Source organism: Variovorax sp. GW821-FHT09B01, assembly GCF_059418345.1.
The window spans coordinates 96,264-115,172 of sequence record NZ_JBWKPQ010000009.1; the positions used below are offsets into that span (position 1 = coordinate 96,264).

The following is an 18,909-nucleotide window of genomic DNA, read 5'->3' on the forward strand; positions in this document are numbered from 1 at the left end:
CTAATGCTTTACGAGGATGCCGAGCAACACCGCAAGAACCTCGAAACGCGGTTGGCGGTCATCGGTTCGGGTGATGTGGATGGCATGGCCGAGGACGAGAGCGAGACTGTCAAGGAGAGCCGCAGTATGGGCGAGCTGCCGAGCGGCGGGATGATGCAGGTTCCGTCCGGCACAAACCTCACCGTCGTGCAGCCCAACGCGGCGCCCGGGTACGTCGAGTACCTGAAGATGCAGCTTCACCTCATTGCCGCCGGCGCTGGCTGGACCTACGAGATGATGACGGGCGATGTGCGTGAGGTGAGCTACACCAGCGCACGTATCCGCAGGCTCGACTGTCGCCGCGAGGCTGAGCAAGAGCAGTGGCTGCACGTCATCCCGAAGTTGATCGCCCCGATAGTCCGTGCGTTCTCGAACGCGTGCGAGCTGGCGGGCCGAGTGAAGAAGGCCGACTACAACCTTCGCTATGCGACGCCGAAGTGGGAGTACACCAATCCGAAAGACGATGTGGCCTCGGACCTCGACGAGATCGCTGGTGGTCTCAGCAGCTTCAGCGAGAAGCTGCGCAGCCGCGGCTACGAGCCGGATGAGGTATTCGACGAACTGGCGGAAGACATCGACAAATTGCGGAAGCGCGGCATCTTGGACGTGATCCTGATGTTGCGAAAGGGCACGCAAATGGACGAGCTGGCTGTCAAGAATCAGCCGCCATAAAGAAGAACAGCTTTGCTGTCCGTGGGCCGTATTTCTTCTTCGTTTCCTCACTCTCAAGAAAGTCGGTATATTGACCGATGCACTTGCATCCGGATAAGCACTTTCGCTTGTGTATATCGATGTCTTTGATCCCACCCTGCCATGCCGAGGCAAGTAGCGCCCCGACAGTTTGGCTGTACACGTCGTTGTCTTGATACTCCCAGTTGGGATCGTCTAAGAGGATGTCCTTGAGGTGGGGAGCCAGGCGCAGGACACCGCCCGCGTTGCGAAGCATGAACATGCTTCCGAAGTCCCCCTTCTTATAGCCGGACTTGAATTCCTCAACGGAAGAGTAATAGCGATCCGTGGCGGGCTCACCCGTTTGCCATTCGGTTGGATTCTTTTTGGTAACCCATATCGAGGGAAGCCAATCTTCTGAAAGCAGATCTAACTTGAACCTAAAAAGAACGGGGCCATAGAAATTTCGCGACTTGGCGCGCTCATGAATATCCACGCTGTCGAGAAAGAGGTCATTCCAGATTCCAAACCTCTTGTCCAAGTCGTCAGATTTTTGAGCTGTCTGCTCCAAGCCTCTTTCTTCAACGGTGCCTCTGGAAAGAATTCGACCATGCTGAAGAAAGAGGCATGAAGTCTGCACCGTATTTGCATGGTGGAGCGTGTCAATGCCCTTGCTCTTTAGGACTTCGAGAACTTCGCGTGAGTTGAGTTCCATGGCTGCTTTCTATGGTTGACGTCTTCAAAGTGACTAAACCGGATGGGGCGTCCTAGGCATTCATATTGCAGTCGTCGCCATCCACTCAAAAGAGTCTAGCTTGTCTCATTTTTTCTTGGAAATGAGACGGCGTGCTGGGCACAGTGCTCGGCACGCCTCAAGCACAAGACACCACCACTCGCCGCGACGATCTTCCGCTGGCCGGTCGTTCCATGGAGCTTCGCGGCTTTACGCGCGTATCGGATGAAGGCACGGCACAAGCCGAGCCTTCGCTCGCTACCGCGCAGCTCGTCTTTGCCGCTGGCGCGTCCGTGCGGCGCTATAACTGATACCGCGAGCGCAGCTACCTAGAGCAGCTGGTAGTCGAAGAAGGCTCGATTCGTCTAGATCGCCTGACGCGCGGCGCGCCACTGCTCAACACGCACAACGCATGGAGCCTGGAGGCGCAGCTCGGCGTTGTCGAAAACCCAAGCATCGCATCAGGCGAGGGCCTATGCGATGTGACGTTCTCGCGTCGCGATTTCGTTGCCGGCTATGTGCAGGGCGTGGCAGACGGAATCATCCGCAATGTCTCGGTGGGCTACGTGCGTCACCGCGTCGAGATGGCAACTAAGACGAGTTTCAAAAAGGGCGATCTTGTCACTTGGAAAGACGGTCTGCGAGATCGGCTGCATCCTGAGCCTGGATGGCCGGCGATTGTTCTAGACATTTTTATCGATCCCATCATTGATCCCGTTCAAGACACGCAATCGCCCACGTTCAGACGGGAGTTTGATTTGCTCTGCGGTGTGGTTGTGGGGGGCGTTATGTACACGTACTTCTTCGAGAGTCGCCGGATGAGAAAATTTGAGGGTTCGGCTGAGGGGTTGTAGCGCTCGGTTCTGCGGTTGCTGCGCCGACAGCGCACGCCGGGCAAGTGCTCTCCGGGTGGCCAGCTATGCGAGGGGTGCCGTTGCTTTTTTGCACTTCGCTGGCCTTCAGCGCGTAGGCATTTTTGTAGGCATCTGTGCGCTAAAGGGGTTGGAAGCCGCATGAATGCTGACTGTTTGCCTCCCCTCCCTCTCCTTCAATGATTCAAGGGTCAGTGGCCACCAGGCTACTGACCCTTTCTCATTGGTGCCTCCCGCTTGCCCCCCCGGTCTCGCCTAGGCAGCCGGCAGCCCAAGCTCCGCCTGCATGCCCGAAACCCGCCGCACATAGAACTCCACGAAGGCCCGAATGCGCATCGGCATGTGTTCGCGGCTGGGATAGCAGAGGTAGTGCGCCCGCCCCTGGGGCGCATAGGCGTCGAGGCAACGGACCAGCTGGCCGGCGCGCAGATCGTCGGCGACCTGGTAGCCCGCGACCTGGGCGATGCCCAGGCCATCCCGCAAAGCGCCCACCACCAGTTCCGGATCGCTGTAGATCCGGCTGCCCTTCGGCATGAGCTTGCGCACCCGGCGACCGCCGCGCTCGTCGTCCGCGGGCGGCTCCATGAACTCCCATTCGTACAGTCCCCCCGATCCGAGACGGAACTGGATGCACGCGTGGCGCTCGATGTCCTCGAGCGTCTCGGGCAGGCCGTGGCGCGCCGCGTATGCGGGCGATGCGCACACCATCATCTCCATGGGCGCGAGCTGGCGCGCGATGATGCTGCTGTCCGCGAGGCGGCCGTTGCGGAAGCTGACGTCGATGCGGTCGGCGGTGAAATCGGTGATCCGGTCGTCGAGGATGAGCTCGACGTCGATGCCGGGGTGCAGCCTGTAGAAGTCGGCCAGCAGCGGACCGACGATCCGGCGGCCGAAGCCGATCGTCGAACACACGCGCAACTGCCCGCGCGCGGGCCCGTCCTGCAGTTCGTGCACCTGCTGCATCGCCTGCATGATCTGCTCGACGCCCGGGCGGCTGAGCTCGTAGAACATCTCGCCCTCGGGCGTGAGGGCGACATTGCGGGTCGAGCGCTGCAGCAGCCGCGTCTTCATCTGGGTCTCGAGCCGCTGCACGTTGCGGCTCACGGCCGAGCGGCCGAGGCCCAGGCGGTGGCCCGCCTTCATGAAGCTCAGTTCCTCGGCGACCGCCATGAACGACAGCACGCCGGTGTAGCTGGCGGCCAATCCGGAAGCCAGTGCATCGGGCATCGAAGGGGTGAGGACGGGATTCTTCATGGTCGATGGGTCGGGTGGAGCGGCGCGGGCCAAAGCATCGCGCGGCCTCGCCGGCAGGAGCGCTGGCTAATCATGGGAGGTAGGAGCGCCGATGTCGGTGCGCGTTCGCACAATCGGCGCGTGGTGGCCGGTCATTGGTGATCAAAGCTGGATATCGGATTGCATCGGGGCATGCCAATTTGCGCGGGCGTGCCTCCTACGATGGCCGTTTCAGACGGATCTCCCCGCCATGGCGCTCGCCCTTCATCGTCCAGTTCTTTTCTCCTCCAGCTCGGATCTCGCTTGGTCATGGCTGCCGCCATTTGCCGCGGTGCTCGCGTATCCGCATCTGCTCGCGGCGTTCTACCAACGCTTCAACGGCAGTCCGGTGCTCGCCGTGCTCGCCATGGCATCGGCCTTTGCGGTCACCGCCTTGGGATTTGCCTTCGCGTGGCGGCTGGGACACGCGCCGCATCCGACGGCGCGATCGCTGACCTCGCGCCGCTTCGCGTACCTCACGGTGGCGGCACCGCCGCTGTTCACCTTCATGGGCGTGCTGCTGTACCTGATGAAGATCGAGGGCGCGGATGCGGCGGTATGGACCGGCCTGTGGACGGCCGCGGCGGCATGGGTCGCGATGCTGCAACTCACGCGGCGGTCCGACGTGGACGCCGTCGATGAAGCCGGTGCCGCGGCAGGCATGCAGGCCACGCGCGGACTCGCGGCATTGCGAGTCACCCACGGCATCTCGGCGGCCGCGCTGATCGTCGTCTTCCTCGCGCCTCATCTGTTCAACCATCTCGTCGCCTGGCTGGGCGACCAGGCGCACCAGTCGCTGATGCTCCAGCTGCGCAAGCTCTATCGCCATGCCTGGGTCGAGCCCGCGATGCTGCTCGCGATGGCATTCCAGTTGCTGTCGGGACTGGCGCTGTGGTTGCCGAAGACGCGCCGGAAGGCGAATCTCTTCGATGTGCTGCAGCTGGCATCGGGCATCTATCTGACTTTCTTCATTGCCTCGCATGTCAATTCGGTGTTCGTGCTGGCCCGCCATTTCGGTGTCGACACAAATTGGGCCTGGGCCGTGAGCGCACCGGCCGGACTCACGGGCGACGCATGGAGCGTGCGGCTGATTCCCCACTACGCAATTGCGGTGTTCATGCTGCTCGGGCACCTGGCCTGCGGCCTGCGCGTCGTTCTGCTGGGACATGGCGTGAGCGATGCGAGGGCAGGGCGCTGGGCCTCGATCGCGCTGGCGGGGGCAACCATCGTCGCGATCGCCATTTCCGCGGCAATGCTCGGCGCCCGACTGTGAACGCGGGAATTGGCATGCCCGGACTCCGAATGCGCATGCCAATTGCAGAGTTGTTGAATTATTCTTTGAAGTCGATTGAACAAATAGCGTAAAGAATAATTTCTCCGAAATCGGAAAAACATTGACCCGGATTCGTTGCATTCATAGCATCGCCCCCGCTATTGAAGCGACTCCAAATCTTTTTTCTGATCAAGGGGAGATAGATGACATTTCGGTCGACTGTTCTTCATTTGACATTGCTGTTGAGCATTGTCACCAGCGGCTGTTCGGACGGCAACGCCAACGCGTTCTTCTACAGCAGCACATTGGACCAAAGAACCAAGGACGAGCAGCCCGCGGTGCTCAAGACCCTGGAGGAATTGGTCAATATCGAAAGCGGCACCAATGACGCCATCGGGATTCCTGAAATGGGCAATTACCTCGAAGGACGCCTCAAGGCACTCGGCGCCGAGGTCACGAGGACACCCGCCAGCAGCGGCGTGGTCGGCGACATCATCGTCGGTCAATTCAAGGGCAGCGGCGGTCGCCACATCCTGATGATGGCGCACATGGACACGGTCTATGTGCGCGGCTCGCTGGCCAAGGCGCCATTCCGCATCGATGGCGACCAGGTTCTCGGCGCCGGCATTGCCGATGCGAAGGGCGGCATCGCGACCATCCTGCACACGCTGGCATTGTTGAAGGCGCAGAGCTTCCAGCAGTTCGGCACCATCACCGTGATGTTCAACACCGACGAGGAAAAGGGCTCGCTGGGGTCGAACGAACTGATCCAGAAGCTCGCAGCGCAGAGCGACATCGTGCTGTCGTACGAAACCGGCTTCATCTACGAGGGCCAGGAGTTCTTCGTCACCGGCACCTCGGGCGTGGCGGTCGTGGAGGCACGGGTTCACGGCAAGGCGTCGCATGCGGGGGCCGCGTCCCCGACGGCGGTGAATTCCATGACCGAGGCCGCGGACCTGATCCTGCGAACCCAGGACCTGCAGGACCCGCAGCAGGAGCGGCTGTTCAACTGGACGACCATCAAGGGCGGCAGCGCCACCAACATCATTCCGGACCTCACGGTCGTCTCGGCTGACATGCGCTATGGCCGCAACGAGGATCTTCCGCTGCTGGAGGCCGCGCTCGCCGAGCGTGCGCAGAAGAAGCGCCTCGAAGGGGCGCGCATCGATCTCCAGGTGACGCGCCTCATCCCGCCGTACAACGCCACGGACGCCGCCCGGGGCGTGATGAACAAGGCCGTCGCCATCTACGCCGAAGTGGGCGCGAAGCTGGTGGCCGCCAACGTGCGCACCGGCGGCGGCTCGGACGCGGGCTGGGCCGCGCTCTCGGGCAAGCCGGTCGTCGAGAACCTGGGCCTGCCCGGCGGCAACCAGCATGCCGATGCCGGTGAGTACGTGCTGGCCTCGGCCATACCGCGCCGGCTCTACCTGTCGGCGCGCCTGGTCTCGGAGCTCGGGCAAGGGCTCTGAGCGAGGACCAAGGTCTACCGATTCAGTCGATTACCGACCGATCCGGTAAGCGCCTGCGATAGACTGCAGGCCGATGCCCAAGCCCACCCGCTCCCAGATCGACGCCGAAATCATCGACCGCGCCGCGGGCCTGTTCGCCAAGCACGGCTTCGCCCACACCTCGCTCCAGCAGATCGCGGACGCGGTCAACTATTCGAAGGCCGGGCTGCTGCATCACTTCCCGAGCAAGCAGGCGATCTACGACGCGGCGCTGCAGACCTGCCGCGACCAGGCGCAGGCGCTGCTCGATGCGGTCGGGCACCTGCCGCCAGGCGCGGCGCGCGAGCGCGTGGTGGTCGAGGCCTCGGTCGACCAGACCTACGAATGGCCGGGCGTGTCGGCGCTCGCGAACCGGCTCGCCGACAACGGCAAGGGCACCGATCCCGCTTTGACCGAGATGGCGGTGATGGTCTACAAGGCGCTCGGCATCGACCTGCAGGCCACCACCATGGAGCGCATCGTGCGCGTCACGAGCGCGCTGTCGGGCCTCGGCGCCTCGGCGATGGTCGCGGCCCACGTGGGGCTGCAGCGCGAATGGCGCACCCCCATCATCGAAGCGGCCATGGACGCGCTCGGCCACGGCGGCAAGCCGCAGCGCCCGGCGCGCAAGCGCGCCTAGTCTTCCGCGCCGGGCCGGCGCCTCAGAGGCCGCCGATCAGTCCGCTGAGCTTCGGTGCGAAGACGCCATAGCCCATGCTCACCGACACGCGCAACTCGGGCATGAAGGCCGCGAAGGACATGCCGAACCCGACCAGCCCGCCGACCACCAGACCGAGCACGGCGAGCGCTCTCCCGTGCTGCTTGAGGATCGACAGGGTGGCGTGGAGGAAGGTCAATGCGGTGTTCCTTGAAGGCGGAGCACCGGATTATTCAACCAATTTGGTTGGATTTCAACCATTTCGGTCGAAATCGATGGAGAGACCTTTCAAGCCGCGGGCAGAAACTTCCTCACATGCGCCGCGAAGGCCGCGGTCAGGGCGGTCGGTGCCTCGCGCGCCAGGGCCAGCGTGACGCCCACGCTCGGCAGCTCGGGAAAGCCGTTGCTCGCGTCGAGGATCTGCAGGTCTTCGGGCACGGCCGTGCGCGTGAGCACGGTGACGGCTTGGCCCGAACGCGCCATGCCCACCAGGCCCGACAGGCTGCTGCTCGCATAGGCGAGCCGGTAGGCGCGGCCCGCGGCCTCGAGCGCACGCCGCGGCAGCAGGTGGTCGAGCGCATCGGGCGCGCCGAGCGCGAGCGGCAGCGGATCGAGGGCGACGGCCGCGCTGCCGCGCTGCGCCACCCACACCAGCGGCTCGTGGCGGATCAGGTCGGCGCCCGCGGCATCGGCGGCCACCGACACCAGCGCGAGATCGACCGCGTGCCGCGCCAGGAGCTCGTGCAGCCGCGGCGTGGGCGCGCACATCACCTCGAGCTGCACGCCCGGATGCAGGCTCGCGAAGCCCTGCAGCAGGTAGGGCAGGAACACCACCGCGTAGTCATCGGGGCAGCTGAAGCGCAGCACGCCCGACAGCTGCCGGCCGCGCAGCTCGGCCAGTGCCTCGTCGTGCCGGCGCAGCAGTTCGTTGGCGCGCACCAGCAGGCGTTCGCCGGTCGCGGTGAGCGTCACGCCGCGGCCGGTGCGGTGCAGCAGCGGCTGCTCGACGATGCCCTCGAGCTTCTGCATCTGCATGCTCAGCGCCGATTGCGTGCGGCCCACGCGCAAGGCGGCCTGGCCCAGCACGCCGGTCTCGGCGATGGCGACGAAGCTGCGCAGCAGGTCGATGTCCAGCGATTGGCTCACGGCATGAGTTCCCTTGATAGCTGATCTCAAAACAATTCGCTTCCACGCGCGCGGGGCGCCGCGTAACGTGGGCATTTTGATCGGGAAGCACCCCATGAGCAGGAACGACGACCCCCAGTTCTGGCAACAGGCACAGCGCCATCTCGTGCGCTACGGCGGCAGCTTCGAGCCGCTGATCATCGAGCGCGCGCAGGGCTGTTTCGTCTACGACGCCGACGGCCGCGCGATCCTCGACTTCACTTCGGGCCAGATGAGCGCGCTGCTCGGGCATGCGCATCCCGAGATCGTCTCGGTGGTGTCGGAGCACGTGCGCACGCTCGACCACCTGTTCAGCGGCATGCTGTCGCGCCCGGTGGTGGCGCTGGCCGCGGAGATCGCGCGCCATGCGCCCGGTGCGCTCGAACGCTGCCTGCTGCTGAGCACCGGCGCCGAATCGAACGAGGCGGCGCTGCGCATGGCCAGGCTGGTGACCGGCGGCCACGAGGTGGTGGCCTTCACGCAGTCGTGGCACGGCATGACCGGCAGCGCGGCGGCCGCGACCTACAGCGCGGGCCGCAAGGGCTACGGCCCGGCGGCAGTCGGCTCGTTCGCGATCCCGGCGCCCAATGCCTACCGGCCGCGCTTCGCGACGAAGGAGGGCGAACTCGACTGGCGCCGCGAACTCGACGACGGCTTCGAGCAGATCGACCGCCAGTCGACCGGCGCGCTCGCGGCCTTCATCGCCGAGCCCATCCTCAGCAGCGGCGGCATCCTCGAGCTGCCGCCGGGCTACATGGCGGCGCTCAAGAAGAAGTGCGAGGAACGCGGCATGCTGCTGATCGTCGACGAGGCGCAGACCGGCGTGGGCCGCACCGGCCTGATGTTCGCGTGCGACCGCGACGGCGTGGCGCCCGACATCCTGACCCTGTCGAAGACCCTGGGCGCGGGCCTGCCGCTGGCCGCGATGGTGACCACGGCCGCGATCGAGGACGAGGCCCATGCGCGCGGCTTCCTGTTCTACACCACGCACGTTTCCGATCCGCTGCCCGCGGCGGTCGGCCTGAAGGTGCTTGAGGTGGTCGAGCGCGACGGGCTGGTCGAACGCGCGCGCGTCGCGGGCGAACGGCTGCAGCAGGGGCTGCGCCGGCTGCAGTCGCGCCACGAATGCATCGGCGACGTGCGCGGGCGCGGCCTGCTGCTCGGCCTCGAGGTGGTCAAGAGCCGCGACACGCGCGAGCCGGCCTTCGAGCTCGGCGAGGCCGTCACGCGCGAGTGCATGAAGCTGGGCCTGAGCATGAACATCGTGAAGCTGCCCTCGATGGGCGGCGTGTTCCGCATCGCGCCGCCGCTGACGATCAGCGACAGCGAGATCGCCCTCGGCCTCGAACTGCTCGACAAGGCCATCGCCACGGCGGTGCGTTTGCAGCCGGCTTCCTGAGCGATCGCCCGGACCTTCAGCCCGGCTTAAGTTTCGCGAACGATACTGGCTTCGACGGTCTTTCGGCGTTGGTAGAGGTTGCTTCGGCACCCGCTGGCTTGCAGCGGTTCCTCGAGCCGGAGGTCGTCACGAATTCCGCGGAACGGCGCACAGGATTGCGCCGGCGCCGACAACCGGCGCCTGCCGTCTTCCTACGTCCCGCCCGACGCGCCATCGCAGGATGGCCCCATGACAAAGGCATCCGCGGACCCGGCGGTCCACATCGGCATCTCCGGCTGGCGCTATGCCCCGTGGCGCGGCAAGTTCTATCCCGCCGGGCTCGCGCAGCGGCAGGAACTCGTCTTCGCCTCACGCGTGCTGCCGACCATCGAGATCAACGGCTCCTTCTATTCGCTGCAGCGGCCTTCGTCGTACGAGGCCTGGCGCGACGACACGCCCGCGGGCTTCGTGTTCGCGGTCAAGGGGCCGCGCTACATCACCCACCTGCGGCGCCTGAACGACGTGCGGGTGCCGCTCGCGAATTTCTTCGCTTCGGGGGTGCTCGCGCTGCGCGACAAGCTCGGGCCGATCCTGTGGCAGTTTCCGCCGCGCATGGCCTGGGAGCCCGAGCGCTTCGAGGCCTTCTTCTCGCTGCTGCCGGCCACCACCGCGGCCGCGCTGAAGCTGGCGCGCGAGCACGACGACAACGTGGCGGGCCGCACCTGGCTGCACGGCGGCGGGCGGCGGCGCCTGCGGCATGCGGTCGAGGTGCGCGATTCGAGCTTCGTCGACCCGGCCTTCATCGCGCAACTGCGCCGCCACGGCATCGCGCTCGTGGTGGCCGACACGGCGGGCCGCTGGCCGCTGCTCGAGGACCTCACGGCCGACTTCGTCTACCTGCGGCTGCATGGCGACAAGAAGCTCTATGCGAGCGGCTACGGCGAACCGGCGCTCGCGCACTGGGCCCGGCGCATCGCGGCCTGGCGCCAGGGACGGCAGGTGCGCGACGCGAAGCGCGCTTCGAAGGTGGCGGCACCGCGCGGCGCGCGCGAGGTGTTCTGCTACTTCGACAACGACATCAAGGTGCATGCGCCCTACGACGCGGCGCATCTGGCGCAGGCGCTGGGCCTGCCGGCACGGCTGGAGCAGGGCGCGCGCGACCGCTTCGCGCTGCCGCCGGGGATCTCGCTGCGGCCGGCGCGGAAGAAGAAGGCGTAGGACGCCCGCACGGCCATGCTCGCCTGCCAAGTGCATCCAGGTTGCAGCAGCGTCCTACAGGGGGGCCGGCGGACGCGCCCTACTTTCGGTGTCCCGAGGTCACCGACGAGGCGCACATGCCGAGGCCGAACGAGCAGGACGAAGACCGTGCCGGCGCCAGCGCAGGCGCTGAGCCTCCCGCCAAGCGCGGCTTCCTGAACCGCCTCGGCCCCGGCCTCATCACGGGCGCCGCCGACGACGACCCCAGCGGCATCGCCACCTACACCCAGGCCGGCGCGCAGTTCGGCTACGGCATGGGCTGGACCCTGCTGCTGACCTATCCGCTGATGGTGGGCATCCAGCTCGCGAGCGCGCGCATCGGCCGCACTACGGGGCGTGGGCTCACCTCGGCCTTCGCTGCCTTGTGGCCGCGGCCGGTCGTGTTCTTCGCGGTCGTGCTGCTGCTGGTCGCCAATATCGTGAACCTCGCGGCCGACATCGGCGCCATGGCCGAGGTCGCGCGGCTGGGCCTGGGCGGACCCGAGGCGCTCTATGCGCTGGGCTTCGGCCTGCTGTCGCTGGCGCTGCAGGCCTGGCTGCCGTACCACCGCTACGTGCGCGTGCTCAAGTGGCTCACGCTCTCGCTGCTGGCCTACGTGGGCGTGGCGCTGGTGGCGCACGTCGACTGGAAGGCCGCGCTCGCGGGCGCGCTGGTGCCGCGCATGCACTGGGATGCCGAGAGCATCAAGATGGTGGTCGCGATCCTCGGCACCACGATCAGCCCCTACCTGTTCTTCTGGCAGGCGGCGCAGGAGGTGGAGGAGATCGAACGCATCCCCGAGGACCATGCGCTCAGGACCCACCCCGCGCAGGCGCGCGCGCAACTGCGCCGGCTGCGGCTCGACACCTGGGTCGGCATGGGCTTCTCCAACGCGATCGCCTTCTCGATGATCGTGGCTTCGGCCGCCACCCTGCATGCCCACGGCCAGACCGACGTGAGCTCAACCGCGCAGGCGGCCGAGGCCCTGCGCCCGGTGGCGGGCAGCGCGGCCTTCGCGCTGTTCGCGCTGGGGATCATCGGCACGGGCCTGCTGGCGCTGCCGGTACTCGGCGGTTCGGCCGCCTATGCCTGCGCCGAATTCCTGCGCGTGCGCCGCGGGCTCGAGCAGCCGGTCGGGGCGGCGCCGGCCTTCTACGGCATCCTCGCGGCCGCCATGGTCTGCGGCATCGGCATCAGCCTGTGCGGCGTCGATCCGATGGACGCGCTGGTGTGGGCGGCGGTGATCAATTCGCTGATGTCGGTGCCGATCATGGTCGGCGTCATGTGGGCCGCCGGCAGCCGCCGCCTGATGGGCGAGCTGGTGCTGCCGCTGCACTGGCGGGTGCTGGGCTGGGCCGCGACCGGGGTCATGGCGCTGGCGACCCTGGCCTTTCTCTGGACCAGCCTGCGTTCCTGAGCGCTGCCCGCCCGCAGCCCGGGCCTCCGTTCCCGCTCCCACCGATTCCCGTAGTACTTAGTCGGGTTTTGTAATCTAGTGTGTTTAATTGCAACGAGTGTTATATTTTTGGCGAGAAACACTATTTAACACTTAGGCATTCAATCAATGGCGGGCCGCGAGGCTTTCCGGGGATGTTTCATCGATGGAAGCGCTTGAATTGCCATTCGGATCGCCAAAAAGCCCCAGTTTGGTGCATCGCCTGCCGGCCGACCGCCGGTCCTCCTCGGACCACGCATGACCGGTTTCAGCGCCTCGCCCCGCGACCGCCGGCCGCTGCTGAGCTTCAGCATCGAAGGGCTGCCGGCCCGTGACGAACTGCTTTTCAAGTCGCTGGTGCGGCTGCTCGACCACCGCACCCACCAGCACTGGGCCTGGCAGGTCGAGGGTGCCGACCTTCGCGTGGTGGGCGACCGGGCCGCGGTGCTGTCGGCCGAGGCGGCCGATTCGCCGCTGCCGCCCGTGCCGCTGCTGACGGTCGGCGACACGCCGCCGCCGCGCGGCCCCTTCCTGCGGCTGCCGCTGCATGCCGATGCGCTCGAGGCCATGCTCAACCGACTCGGCGCGATGGTGGTCCATGCGCGCGAACTCGGCCTTGCCGCGTCGGCCGAACGCGGCGCGCGCGGCGAGGAATACCGGCTACTGCGCTGGCCCTCGGTCGCGCTGCTCGACTCGCCCGTGCGCATGAAGCTCGCGACCCTGCTCGCGAGTCGCCCGTCCACGCTGGCGGCGCTGCAGCAGCGCTCGAACGCCAGCGCGCAGGAGTGCGCCGACTTCATCGCCGCGCTCGAGCGCGCCGGCTTCGTCGCGGGCCATGGCGGCGCCCCTTCGCGCGCGCCCGAATCGATCTGGCCCGATTCGCAGGTGCATCCCGGCAGCGAGGCGCCGCCCCCGGCGCGCGAGGGCGTGCAGCCTGGCCTGCTCGCGCGCATCCGCAGCCGCCTCGGGCTGCTGTCCTCGGGATCGCGCGCCTGATGCGCCGCGATCCGCCCTGCATGACCCCAACCGATTCCGATTGAGCGTGGAGCACAAGATCCTTTTCACCGGCACCATGGGTGCCGGCAAGACCACCGCCATCGCGGCGGTGAGCGAGATTCCGCCGGTCAGCACCGAGGTGCGCAACAGCGACACCTCGGTCGCCAAGGCCACCACCACCGTCGGCCTGGACTACGGCGAGCTCACGCTCGACAACGGCGAGAAGCTGCGCCTGTACGGCACGCCCGGGCAGATGCGCTTTGACTTCATGTGGCGCATCCTCGCGCGCGGCGCGCTCGGTCTGGTGATCCTGGTCGACAACAGCCGGCCCGATCCGCTGGCCGATCTCGAGGTCTACCTCGACGGCTTCGCCGAGCTCATCGAGCAGACCGCCTGCGTGGTCGCGGTGGGCCGCACCGAGACCCATCCCGAACCCGGCCTCGACGCCTATGCCCAGCGCATGCAGGACAAGGGCGTGCTGTGCCCGGTGCTGCCGGCCAACGTGACCGATCCGCAGCAGGTGGTGCAGCTGCTCGAACTGCTGCTGATCCAGCTCGAAGCCTGAGCGCGGCGCTCCTTTTCTTTCCTTTCTCTTCCGACATGAACATCCCACCCCGCCTCAAGGACGCCGCCGAGTCCGCCGTCGACACGCTCATGCGCGAGATCAAGGGCGTGAAGGCCGTCGTGATCTCGACCGAGGACGGCCTCGAGCTGGCCGCGCGCGTGGAGAACACCGCGCAGGTCGCGCGCCTGTCGGCCATCGCGAGCTCGCTGGCCGCGCTCGGCGCGGTGGCCGGCGAGGAGAGCGGCCTGGGCCAGTGCGAGAACGTTGCGATCGAGTCCGCGCTGGGCCACATCCTGATGCTGCAGGCGCGCCATGACGAGGCCGACCTGATCGTGAGCGTGGTCGCGGGCAAGGACGCGGTCATCGGCCAGGTCCTGTACTTCGCCAAGCAGGCGACGCTGGCGCTGCAGCGCGCCTGAGGCGCGCGCCTCCTCTCTTCACTCTTACCAACCGGCTGCCGCTCATCACTCGCCCGGGTGGCGGCCGATCCTCAGGGCGATGGACTACGAAAGACACCGATGGCAAATATCAAGCAATCCATGGACGAACTGATGACGATCGACGGCGCGCTGTGCGCGGCGCTGGTCGATTCCGGCAGCGGCATGATCCTGGGTCAGGTCGGCTCGGGCGTGGACCTCGAAGTGGCGGCCGCGGGCAATACCGAGGTGGTGCGCGCCAAGAACAAGACCATGCGCGCGCTCGGCCTGAACGACACGATCGAGGACATCCTGATCACGCTCGGCCGCCAGTACCACATCATCCGTCCGCTGCAGAAGCACGAGGGCCTGTTCGTCTACCTGGTGCTCGACAAGTCGAAGTCGAACCTCGCGCTCGCGCGCCGCAAGACGCAGGACGTGGAGCAGGCCCTGGCCGTCTGACGCGGCGCGCGTCGGCAACGGACAATGCCGGCGGCACGCACCACGCCGCCGACCCCACGCCGGACACCGCCGATTGAAGCCCTTTCCCCCCGCCCCGCCGTACCGCATCGTCGCAGCGGACCAGTTGCCGCCGGACCTCGAACAGGCCGCGGGGCTCGACTGGAAAGCCGCGCGGGTGCTGTCGTCCGCGCCCGCCGAGGCACCGCGCGACCAGGCCGCGCCGGCCCTGCCGCCGGCCGCGAGCTGGGCGCTCTACGACCTCGCGGCCGACCGGCTGCTGGGCCACGAGCCCGCGGCCGGCAGCTATCCGCCGGCCGGCCTCGCCAAGCTCGCGACCGCGATGCTGGTGGAGCGCAAGCTGGTCGCCGAACGGCGTGACCGCCGCGCCGAGCGCACGCCGGTCGCGGTCGGCGCCGAGGCCATGGTGCGGCTGTCGGTGCAGCGCCTGCTCGAGGCCGTGCTGATCGCCTCGTCCGACAGCGCGGCCTTCGCGCTCGCCGCCTGGCACAGCGGCACCACCGAGGCCTTCGTCGAGGCCATGAACCGGCAGGCCGCGGCCTGGGGCCTGCGCGACACCCGCTTCGCCTGCCCCGCGGGCCAGGACGAGAGCGCGCGCAGCAATGCCGGCGACGTGCTGCGGCTGGCCGCGCGGCTGATGCACGAGCATCCGGCGCTCGCGGCCATCGCGGGCAAGACCCGGCTCGATCCCTGGGAGCAGGCGCTGCCCAACGTCAACCTGCTGCTGGGCACGGTGCGCGGTGTCGACGGTTTGGCCGCGGCCTTCTCGCCCGCGACGGGCGCACATCAGATCGCCACCGCGGCGCACGAGGGCCGGCGCCTGCTGGCCGTGGTGCTCGGCGCGCCGGACCGCGTGGTCTGTGCCCGGCTCGCGGCGGCGCTGCTGCGCAAGGGTTTCTCGATGCCGGCGGCGGTGCCGGCGCCGGCCTGAGCGCCGCGGCCCGCGGTCAGGCGCGGCCCGACATCGGCCACAGCCGCACGGCCAGCGCCGCGGCCGAGGAGACGATCGCCAGTGCCGTCACCGCGGCCCAGCCCCATTGCGCGAGTGCCAGCGCACCCACCGCGGAGCCGATCGCCATGCCGATGAACATGGCCGTGAACAGCACCGCGTTGAGCCGGCTGCGCGCGCCGGGCTCGATGCCGTAGACGATGGTCTGGTGCGCGATCAGCGTGGCCTGTACGCCGAGGTCGAAGCCGACCACCGCCACCACGATCACCGCGAGCTGCGCGCCCGGCGCCATCAGCGGCGCGAGCGCCATCACCGCGAACGAGACCACCACCAGCGCGGCGCCCAGCCGCGTCACCAGTTCCGGGCCGCGGCGGTCGGCCAGCCGGCCCGCGAGCGGCGCGGCCAGCGCACCGGCCGCGCCCGCCAGGCCGAAGGCGCCGGCCGCGGTGCTGCCGAGGTGGAAGGGTTCGCCGTGCAGCATCACGGCCAGCGTGGACCAGAAGGCGCTGAAGCCGATCGAGATCAGGCCCTGCGCCCAGGCCGCGCGGCGCAGCGCGCCGTGGCGCTGCCACAGCGTGGCGAGCGAGCGCAGCAGCGCGCCGTAGGCCAGGTGCGTGGTGGCCTTGAAGCGCGGCAGCCCGCGCCAGGCGGCCGCGCCGATCAGCGCGATGCTGGCGGCGGCGGCCACGAACATCGTGCGCCAGCCGAAGTGCTCGGCCACGAAGCCGCTGACCACGCGCGACAGCAGGATGCCGAACAGCAGCCCGGTCATCACCGTGCCCACGGTCTTGCCGCGGCTGGCCTCGGGCGCCAGCGTGGCGGCGGCGGGCACGATGTCCTGCGCCATGGTGGCGGCCAGCCCGATCGCCAGGCTCGCGGCCAGCAGCATGCCGACCGAGGGCGAGGCGCCCGCGAGCAGCAATGCCACGCACAGCACGGCCGCCTTCGCGAGGATGATGCGGCGCCGGTCGTAGCGGTCGCCCAGCGGCGCCAGGAACAGGATGCCCAGCGCATAGCCGAGCTGGGTCAGCGTGGGCACGAAGCCGACCGTGCGCGTCGGCGCGCCGATGTCGGCCGCGAGCACGCCCAGCATCGGCTGGCTGTAATAGAGGGCGGCCACCGCGAAGCCGGCGCCGCTGGCGAGCAGCAGCACCAGCGAGGCGGGCAGGGCCGGCGCGGCCGGTGCCAGCGGTTCGGCACCCGCATGCGCTGCTTGAATGGAAGACATGGTATTTACCCTTGGATTCGGCGGAAAGTGCGCGGAGTTTGCAGGGCTGAGCGCTCGAACGGTAGTCCTCGGCAGCGAACAACGTATATACGCCTGATGCATACAAGGCGCAAAATCGCGCCATGGCAACGAATTCCGCCCCCGCAACGCCCGCCGTTCCGGTCGCCAGCGCCCCGGCCGACCGCGTCGAGCTCATGCAGACCTTCGTGCGCATCGTCGAGGCCGGCAGCCTGTCGGCGGCCGCAGCCCAGCTCGGCATGAGCCAGCCCACCGTGAGCCGGCGGCTGCAGGCGCTCGAGCGCTCGCTCGGCCTGCGCCTGCTGCGGCGCTCCACCCACGGCATGAAGCTCACCGAGGACGGCGAGCGCTGCTTCGTGCGCGCGAAGGAGCTGCTGGCCGACTGGGCCGCCTTCGAGGACGAGCTGCGCGGCGCCGGCCGCGCGGCCGAGGGCACGCTGCGCGTGATCGCGCCGCATGCGCTCGGGCAGGACCTGCTGATGCATCCGCTGTACCGCTACCTGCGCGAGCATCCGCGCGTGGACGTCGAATGGCTGCTGCACGACCGGCGCCCCGACTTCATCACCGAGAACATCGACTGCGCGATCCAGGTCGGCGAGATCGACGACCCCTCGGTGGTGGCGCTCAAGCTGTCGGAGATCCCGCGCATCGTGGCCGCCGCGCCGGCGCTGATGGAAGGCCGGCCGCCGATCGCGCATGCCTCCGAGCTCGCGGCGCTGCCCTGGCTGGCGCTGCGCACCTTCTACCGCACCGAGCTGCGGCTCTCGCACGTGACGACCGGCGAGGAATGCCGCGTGCCGATCCGCCCGCGCCTGAGCACCGACGGCCTCTACGCGCTGCGCAACGCGGCCGTGCTGGGGCTCGGCGCCTGCATGGGCTCGGCCTGGCTGCTCAACGACGACATCGCGCGCGGCCGGCTGCTGCGGCTGGTGCCGCAATGGCAGGCGCCGCCGCTGCCGGTGTACCTGGTCTATCCGCAGACGCGCTTCCAGTCGGCCAAGCTGCGGCACTTCATCGAGGCGGTGCGCGCCGCGCTGCCGCGCGCGATCGACGTGGCCGATTCGCTCGCGGGCGTGGTGGCCTGAGGCACGGCGACGCCAGCGGAGGACTTCATGCTCACCCACAAGCAGTTGCGCTACTTCGTCGACATCGTCGATGCCGGCAGCTTCAGCCTCGCGGCGGAACGGCTCTACATCGCGCAGTCGGCGCTGAGCCGGCAGGTCAAGGAGATGGAAACGCAGCTGCAGGTGCCGCTGCTCGAGCGCGGCACGCGCCAGCTCGAGATGACGCCGGCCGGCCGCTCGCTGTATGCCGACGCGCGCCAGATCCTGCGCGCGCTCGATGCCGCCGCGCTGGGCGCGCGCCAGGCGCAGCGCGGCATCGAGGGCACGGTGCAGCTGCTGCATTCGAGTTCGGTGCCGCTGTCGCCGGTGCTGCTCGGCGCGCTGCGCTCGCATGCGCTGCGCTGTCCGGGCGTGGCGATCGAGGTCGCGCAGGCCTCGTCCGAGCACCAGGCGCTCGACATCGCCGAGGGCCGCGCCGACATCGGACTCGCGCGCGCGCCGGTGCTGCGTCGCCATCCGGGCGTGGGCCATGCGCCGCTGTTCGACGAGCCGCTGGTGGTGCTGCTGCCCGCCGCGCACGCGCTGGCCGGGCGCGCGCGGCTGCGGCTCGCCGAGCTGCGCGCCGAGCCCTTCGTCGCGCTACCGTACCGCGAGCGCGGCGGGCTCAGCCATGCGGTGGCCGAACTGTGCCGCGCCGAGGGCTTCGAGCCCGTGGGCGCGCAGGTGCGCTCGCGCAAGTGGTCGCAGCTCGCGCTGGTGCAGGCCGGCTTCGGCCTCGCGATCGTGCCGGCCTCGATGGCCGCGCAGGCGCCCGCGGGCGTGCGCGCGCTGCCGCTCGACGGCGAGGGCTGCCGCAGCGGCGTGCTGGTGCTGTGGCGCGAGGGCGGGCCGCGGCATGCGCTCGCGCTGCGCGAGTCGCTGCAGGCCGCGTTCGCGCCATCGATCTGATTTCGAGATCGCCGCGCGTCGCATTCGG

21 protein-coding genes are annotated in these 18,909 nt (G+C 68.3%); 16 read left to right on the top strand and 5 right to left on the bottom strand.

Annotation, left to right across the window (positions count from 1 at the left end; translation table 11 throughout):
- Window positions 1-3 precede the first annotated feature (3 nt).
- Window positions 4-711 (top strand): phage portal protein, encoded by a 708-nt coding sequence (locus AC07RV_RS24060; RefSeq protein ID WP_444813574.1) that lies wholly within the window; start codon window positions 4-6, stop codon window positions 709-711.
- Here the strand turns inward: AC07RV_RS24060 and AC07RV_RS24065 are convergent.
- Window positions 692-1,423, bottom strand: a complete 732-nt coding sequence (locus AC07RV_RS24065; protein WP_444813573.1) for a hypothetical protein — start codon at window positions 1,421-1,423, stop codon at window positions 692-694. The genes AC07RV_RS24060 and AC07RV_RS24065 overlap by 20 nt on opposite strands.
- A gap of 131 nt (window positions 1,424-1,554) precedes the next feature.
- On the opposite strand from AC07RV_RS24065, the gene AC07RV_RS24070 reads away from it, so the two are divergent.
- Together AC07RV_RS24070 and AC07RV_RS24075 are read left to right on the top strand one after the other, a co-directional pair.
- A complete protein-coding gene (locus tag AC07RV_RS24070) occupies window positions 1,555-1,752 on the top strand; it encodes a hypothetical protein (RefSeq protein WP_444813572.1) in 198 nt (65 codons plus the stop codon).
- A 171-nt stretch (window positions 1,753-1,923) separates the two neighbouring features.
- Window positions 1,924-2,295 (top strand): hypothetical protein, encoded by a 372-nt coding sequence (locus AC07RV_RS24075; RefSeq protein ID WP_444813571.1) that lies wholly within the window; start codon window positions 1,924-1,926, stop codon window positions 2,293-2,295.
- Window positions 2,296-2,568: 273 nt separating this feature from the next.
- Here AC07RV_RS24075 and AC07RV_RS24080 read toward each other — a convergent pair whose 3' ends face one another.
- The gene (locus tag AC07RV_RS24080; RefSeq protein ID WP_444813570.1) at window positions 2,569-3,567 is read right to left on the bottom strand and encodes a LysR family transcriptional regulator; all 999 of its coding nucleotides are present in this window, start codon (window positions 3,565-3,567) and stop codon (window positions 2,569-2,571) included.
- Window positions 3,568-3,796: 229 nt separating this feature from the next.
- Between AC07RV_RS24080 and AC07RV_RS24085 the strand changes: the two genes are divergently transcribed.
- The 3 genes from AC07RV_RS24085 to AC07RV_RS24095 all read left to right on the top strand — a co-directional run bounded on the left by AC07RV_RS24085 (window position 3,797) and on the right by AC07RV_RS24095 (window position 6,985).
- Window positions 3,797-4,858, top strand: a complete 1,062-nt coding sequence (locus tag AC07RV_RS24085) for a hypothetical protein (protein ID WP_444813569.1) — start codon at window positions 3,797-3,799, stop codon at window positions 4,856-4,858.
- 203 nt (window positions 4,859-5,061) lie between these two features.
- Entirely contained in the window at window positions 5,062-6,327 is a 1,266-nt protein-coding gene (locus AC07RV_RS24090) for a glutamate carboxypeptidase (protein WP_444813568.1), read from the top strand.
- A gap of 73 nt (window positions 6,328-6,400) precedes the next feature.
- The gene (locus tag AC07RV_RS24095; protein ID WP_444813567.1) at window positions 6,401-6,985 is read left to right on the top strand and encodes a TetR/AcrR family transcriptional regulator; all 585 of its coding nucleotides are present in this window, start codon (window positions 6,401-6,403) and stop codon (window positions 6,983-6,985) included.
- Window positions 6,986-7,007: 22 nt separating this feature from the next.
- On the opposite strand, the gene AC07RV_RS24100 is transcribed toward AC07RV_RS24095, so the two are convergent.
- Window positions 7,008-7,202 (bottom strand): hypothetical protein, encoded by a 195-nt coding sequence (locus AC07RV_RS24100; protein WP_093340795.1) that lies wholly within the window; start codon window positions 7,200-7,202, stop codon window positions 7,008-7,010.
- 89 nt (window positions 7,203-7,291) lie between these two features.
- Window positions 7,292-8,149: a LysR family transcriptional regulator gene (locus AC07RV_RS24105; protein WP_444813566.1), complete on the bottom strand. Its 858-nt coding sequence runs from the start codon at window positions 8,147-8,149 to the stop codon at window positions 7,292-7,294.
- Between the two features lie 94 nt (window positions 8,150-8,243).
- Here AC07RV_RS24105 and AC07RV_RS24110 point away from each other — a divergent pair, with 94 nt between their 5' ends.
- The 8 genes from AC07RV_RS24110 to AC07RV_RS24145 all read left to right on the top strand — a co-directional run bounded on the left by AC07RV_RS24110 (window position 8,244) and on the right by AC07RV_RS24145 (window position 15,605).
- The gene (locus AC07RV_RS24110) at window positions 8,244-9,566 is read left to right on the top strand and encodes an aspartate aminotransferase family protein (RefSeq protein WP_492714286.1); all 1,323 of its coding nucleotides are present in this window, start codon (window positions 8,244-8,246) and stop codon (window positions 9,564-9,566) included.
- A 228-nt stretch (window positions 9,567-9,794) separates the two neighbouring features.
- Complete coding sequence (locus tag AC07RV_RS24115) at window positions 9,795-10,763, top strand: DUF72 domain-containing protein (RefSeq protein ID WP_444813564.1); 969 nt, start codon at window positions 9,795-9,797, stop codon at window positions 10,761-10,763.
- 116 nt (window positions 10,764-10,879) lie between these two features.
- Window positions 10,880-12,199 (top strand): Nramp family divalent metal transporter, encoded by a 1,320-nt coding sequence (locus AC07RV_RS24120; RefSeq protein ID WP_492714288.1) that lies wholly within the window; start codon window positions 10,880-10,882, stop codon window positions 12,197-12,199.
- Window positions 12,200-12,475: 276 nt separating this feature from the next.
- Window positions 12,476-13,213, top strand: coding sequence for a hypothetical protein (locus AC07RV_RS24125; RefSeq protein ID WP_296787181.1), 738 nt, complete (start codon window positions 12,476-12,478; stop codon window positions 13,211-13,213).
- Window positions 13,214-13,259: 46 nt separating this feature from the next.
- Entirely contained in the window at window positions 13,260-13,778 is a 519-nt protein-coding gene (locus AC07RV_RS24130; protein WP_093340785.1) for a GTP-binding protein, read from the top strand.
- 35 nt (window positions 13,779-13,813) lie between these two features.
- Complete coding sequence (locus AC07RV_RS24135; protein WP_093340783.1) at window positions 13,814-14,197, top strand: roadblock/LC7 domain-containing protein; 384 nt, start codon at window positions 13,814-13,816, stop codon at window positions 14,195-14,197.
- Window positions 14,198-14,296: 99 nt separating this feature from the next.
- Window positions 14,297-14,656: a hypothetical protein gene (locus tag AC07RV_RS24140; RefSeq protein ID WP_057595890.1), complete on the top strand. Its 360-nt coding sequence runs from the start codon at window positions 14,297-14,299 to the stop codon at window positions 14,654-14,656.
- 73 nt (window positions 14,657-14,729) lie between these two features.
- A complete protein-coding gene (locus AC07RV_RS24145; RefSeq protein WP_296787177.1) occupies window positions 14,730-15,605 on the top strand; it encodes a D-alanyl-D-alanine carboxypeptidase family protein in 876 nt (291 codons plus the stop codon).
- 16 nt (window positions 15,606-15,621) lie between these two features.
- Here the strand turns inward: AC07RV_RS24145 and AC07RV_RS24150 are convergent, their stop codons facing one another.
- Complete coding sequence (locus tag AC07RV_RS24150; RefSeq protein ID WP_296787175.1) at window positions 15,622-16,851, bottom strand: MFS transporter; 1,230 nt, start codon at window positions 16,849-16,851, stop codon at window positions 15,622-15,624.
- Between the two features lie 122 nt (window positions 16,852-16,973).
- Between AC07RV_RS24150 and AC07RV_RS24155 the strand changes: the two genes are divergently transcribed.
- Both AC07RV_RS24155 and AC07RV_RS24160 read left to right on the top strand, forming a co-directional pair.
- A complete protein-coding gene (locus tag AC07RV_RS24155; protein ID WP_218159345.1) occupies window positions 16,974-17,954 on the top strand; it encodes a LysR family transcriptional regulator in 981 nt (326 codons plus the stop codon).
- A 27-nt stretch (window positions 17,955-17,981) separates the two neighbouring features.
- Entirely contained in the window at window positions 17,982-18,881 is a 900-nt protein-coding gene (locus AC07RV_RS24160; RefSeq protein ID WP_296787173.1) for a LysR family transcriptional regulator, read from the top strand.
- Window positions 18,882-18,909: the final 28 nt, after the last annotated feature.

Coding starts and splice junctions, on each gene's coding strand:
- AC07RV_RS24060 (WP_444813574.1), top strand. CDS start 4: ATGCTTTACGAGGATGCCGAGCAACACCGCAAGAACCTCGAAACGCGG.
- AC07RV_RS24065 (WP_444813573.1), bottom strand. CDS start 1,423: ATGGAACTCAACTCACGCGAAGTTCTCGAAGTCCTAAAGAGCAAGGGC.
- AC07RV_RS24080 (WP_444813570.1), bottom strand. CDS start 3,567: ATGAAGAATCCCGTCCTCACCCCTTCGATGCCCGATGCACTGGCTTCC.
- AC07RV_RS24085 (WP_444813569.1), top strand. CDS start 3,797: ATGGCGCTCGCCCTTCATCGTCCAGTTCTTTTCTCCTCCAGCTCGGAT.
- AC07RV_RS24090 (WP_444813568.1), top strand. CDS start 5,062: ATGACATTTCGGTCGACTGTTCTTCATTTGACATTGCTGTTGAGCATT.
- AC07RV_RS24095 (WP_444813567.1), top strand. CDS start 6,401: ATGCCCAAGCCCACCCGCTCCCAGATCGACGCCGAAATCATCGACCGC.
- AC07RV_RS24110 (WP_492714286.1), top strand. CDS start 8,244: ATGAGCAGGAACGACGACCCCCAGTTCTGGCAACAGGCACAGCGCCAT.
- AC07RV_RS24115 (WP_444813564.1), top strand. CDS start 9,795: ATGACAAAGGCATCCGCGGACCCGGCGGTCCACATCGGCATCTCCGGC.
- AC07RV_RS24120 (WP_492714288.1), top strand. CDS start 10,880: ATGCCGAGGCCGAACGAGCAGGACGAAGACCGTGCCGGCGCCAGCGCA.
- AC07RV_RS24125 (WP_296787181.1), top strand. CDS start 12,476: ATGACCGGTTTCAGCGCCTCGCCCCGCGACCGCCGGCCGCTGCTGAGC.
- AC07RV_RS24135 (WP_093340783.1), top strand. CDS start 13,814: ATGAACATCCCACCCCGCCTCAAGGACGCCGCCGAGTCCGCCGTCGAC.
- AC07RV_RS24140 (WP_057595890.1), top strand. CDS start 14,297: ATGGCAAATATCAAGCAATCCATGGACGAACTGATGACGATCGACGGC.
- AC07RV_RS24150 (WP_296787175.1), bottom strand. CDS start 16,851: ATGTCTTCCATTCAAGCAGCGCATGCGGGTGCCGAACCGCTGGCACCG.
- AC07RV_RS24155 (WP_218159345.1), top strand. CDS start 16,974: ATGGCAACGAATTCCGCCCCCGCAACGCCCGCCGTTCCGGTCGCCAGC.
- AC07RV_RS24160 (WP_296787173.1), top strand. CDS start 17,982: ATGCTCACCCACAAGCAGTTGCGCTACTTCGTCGACATCGTCGATGCC.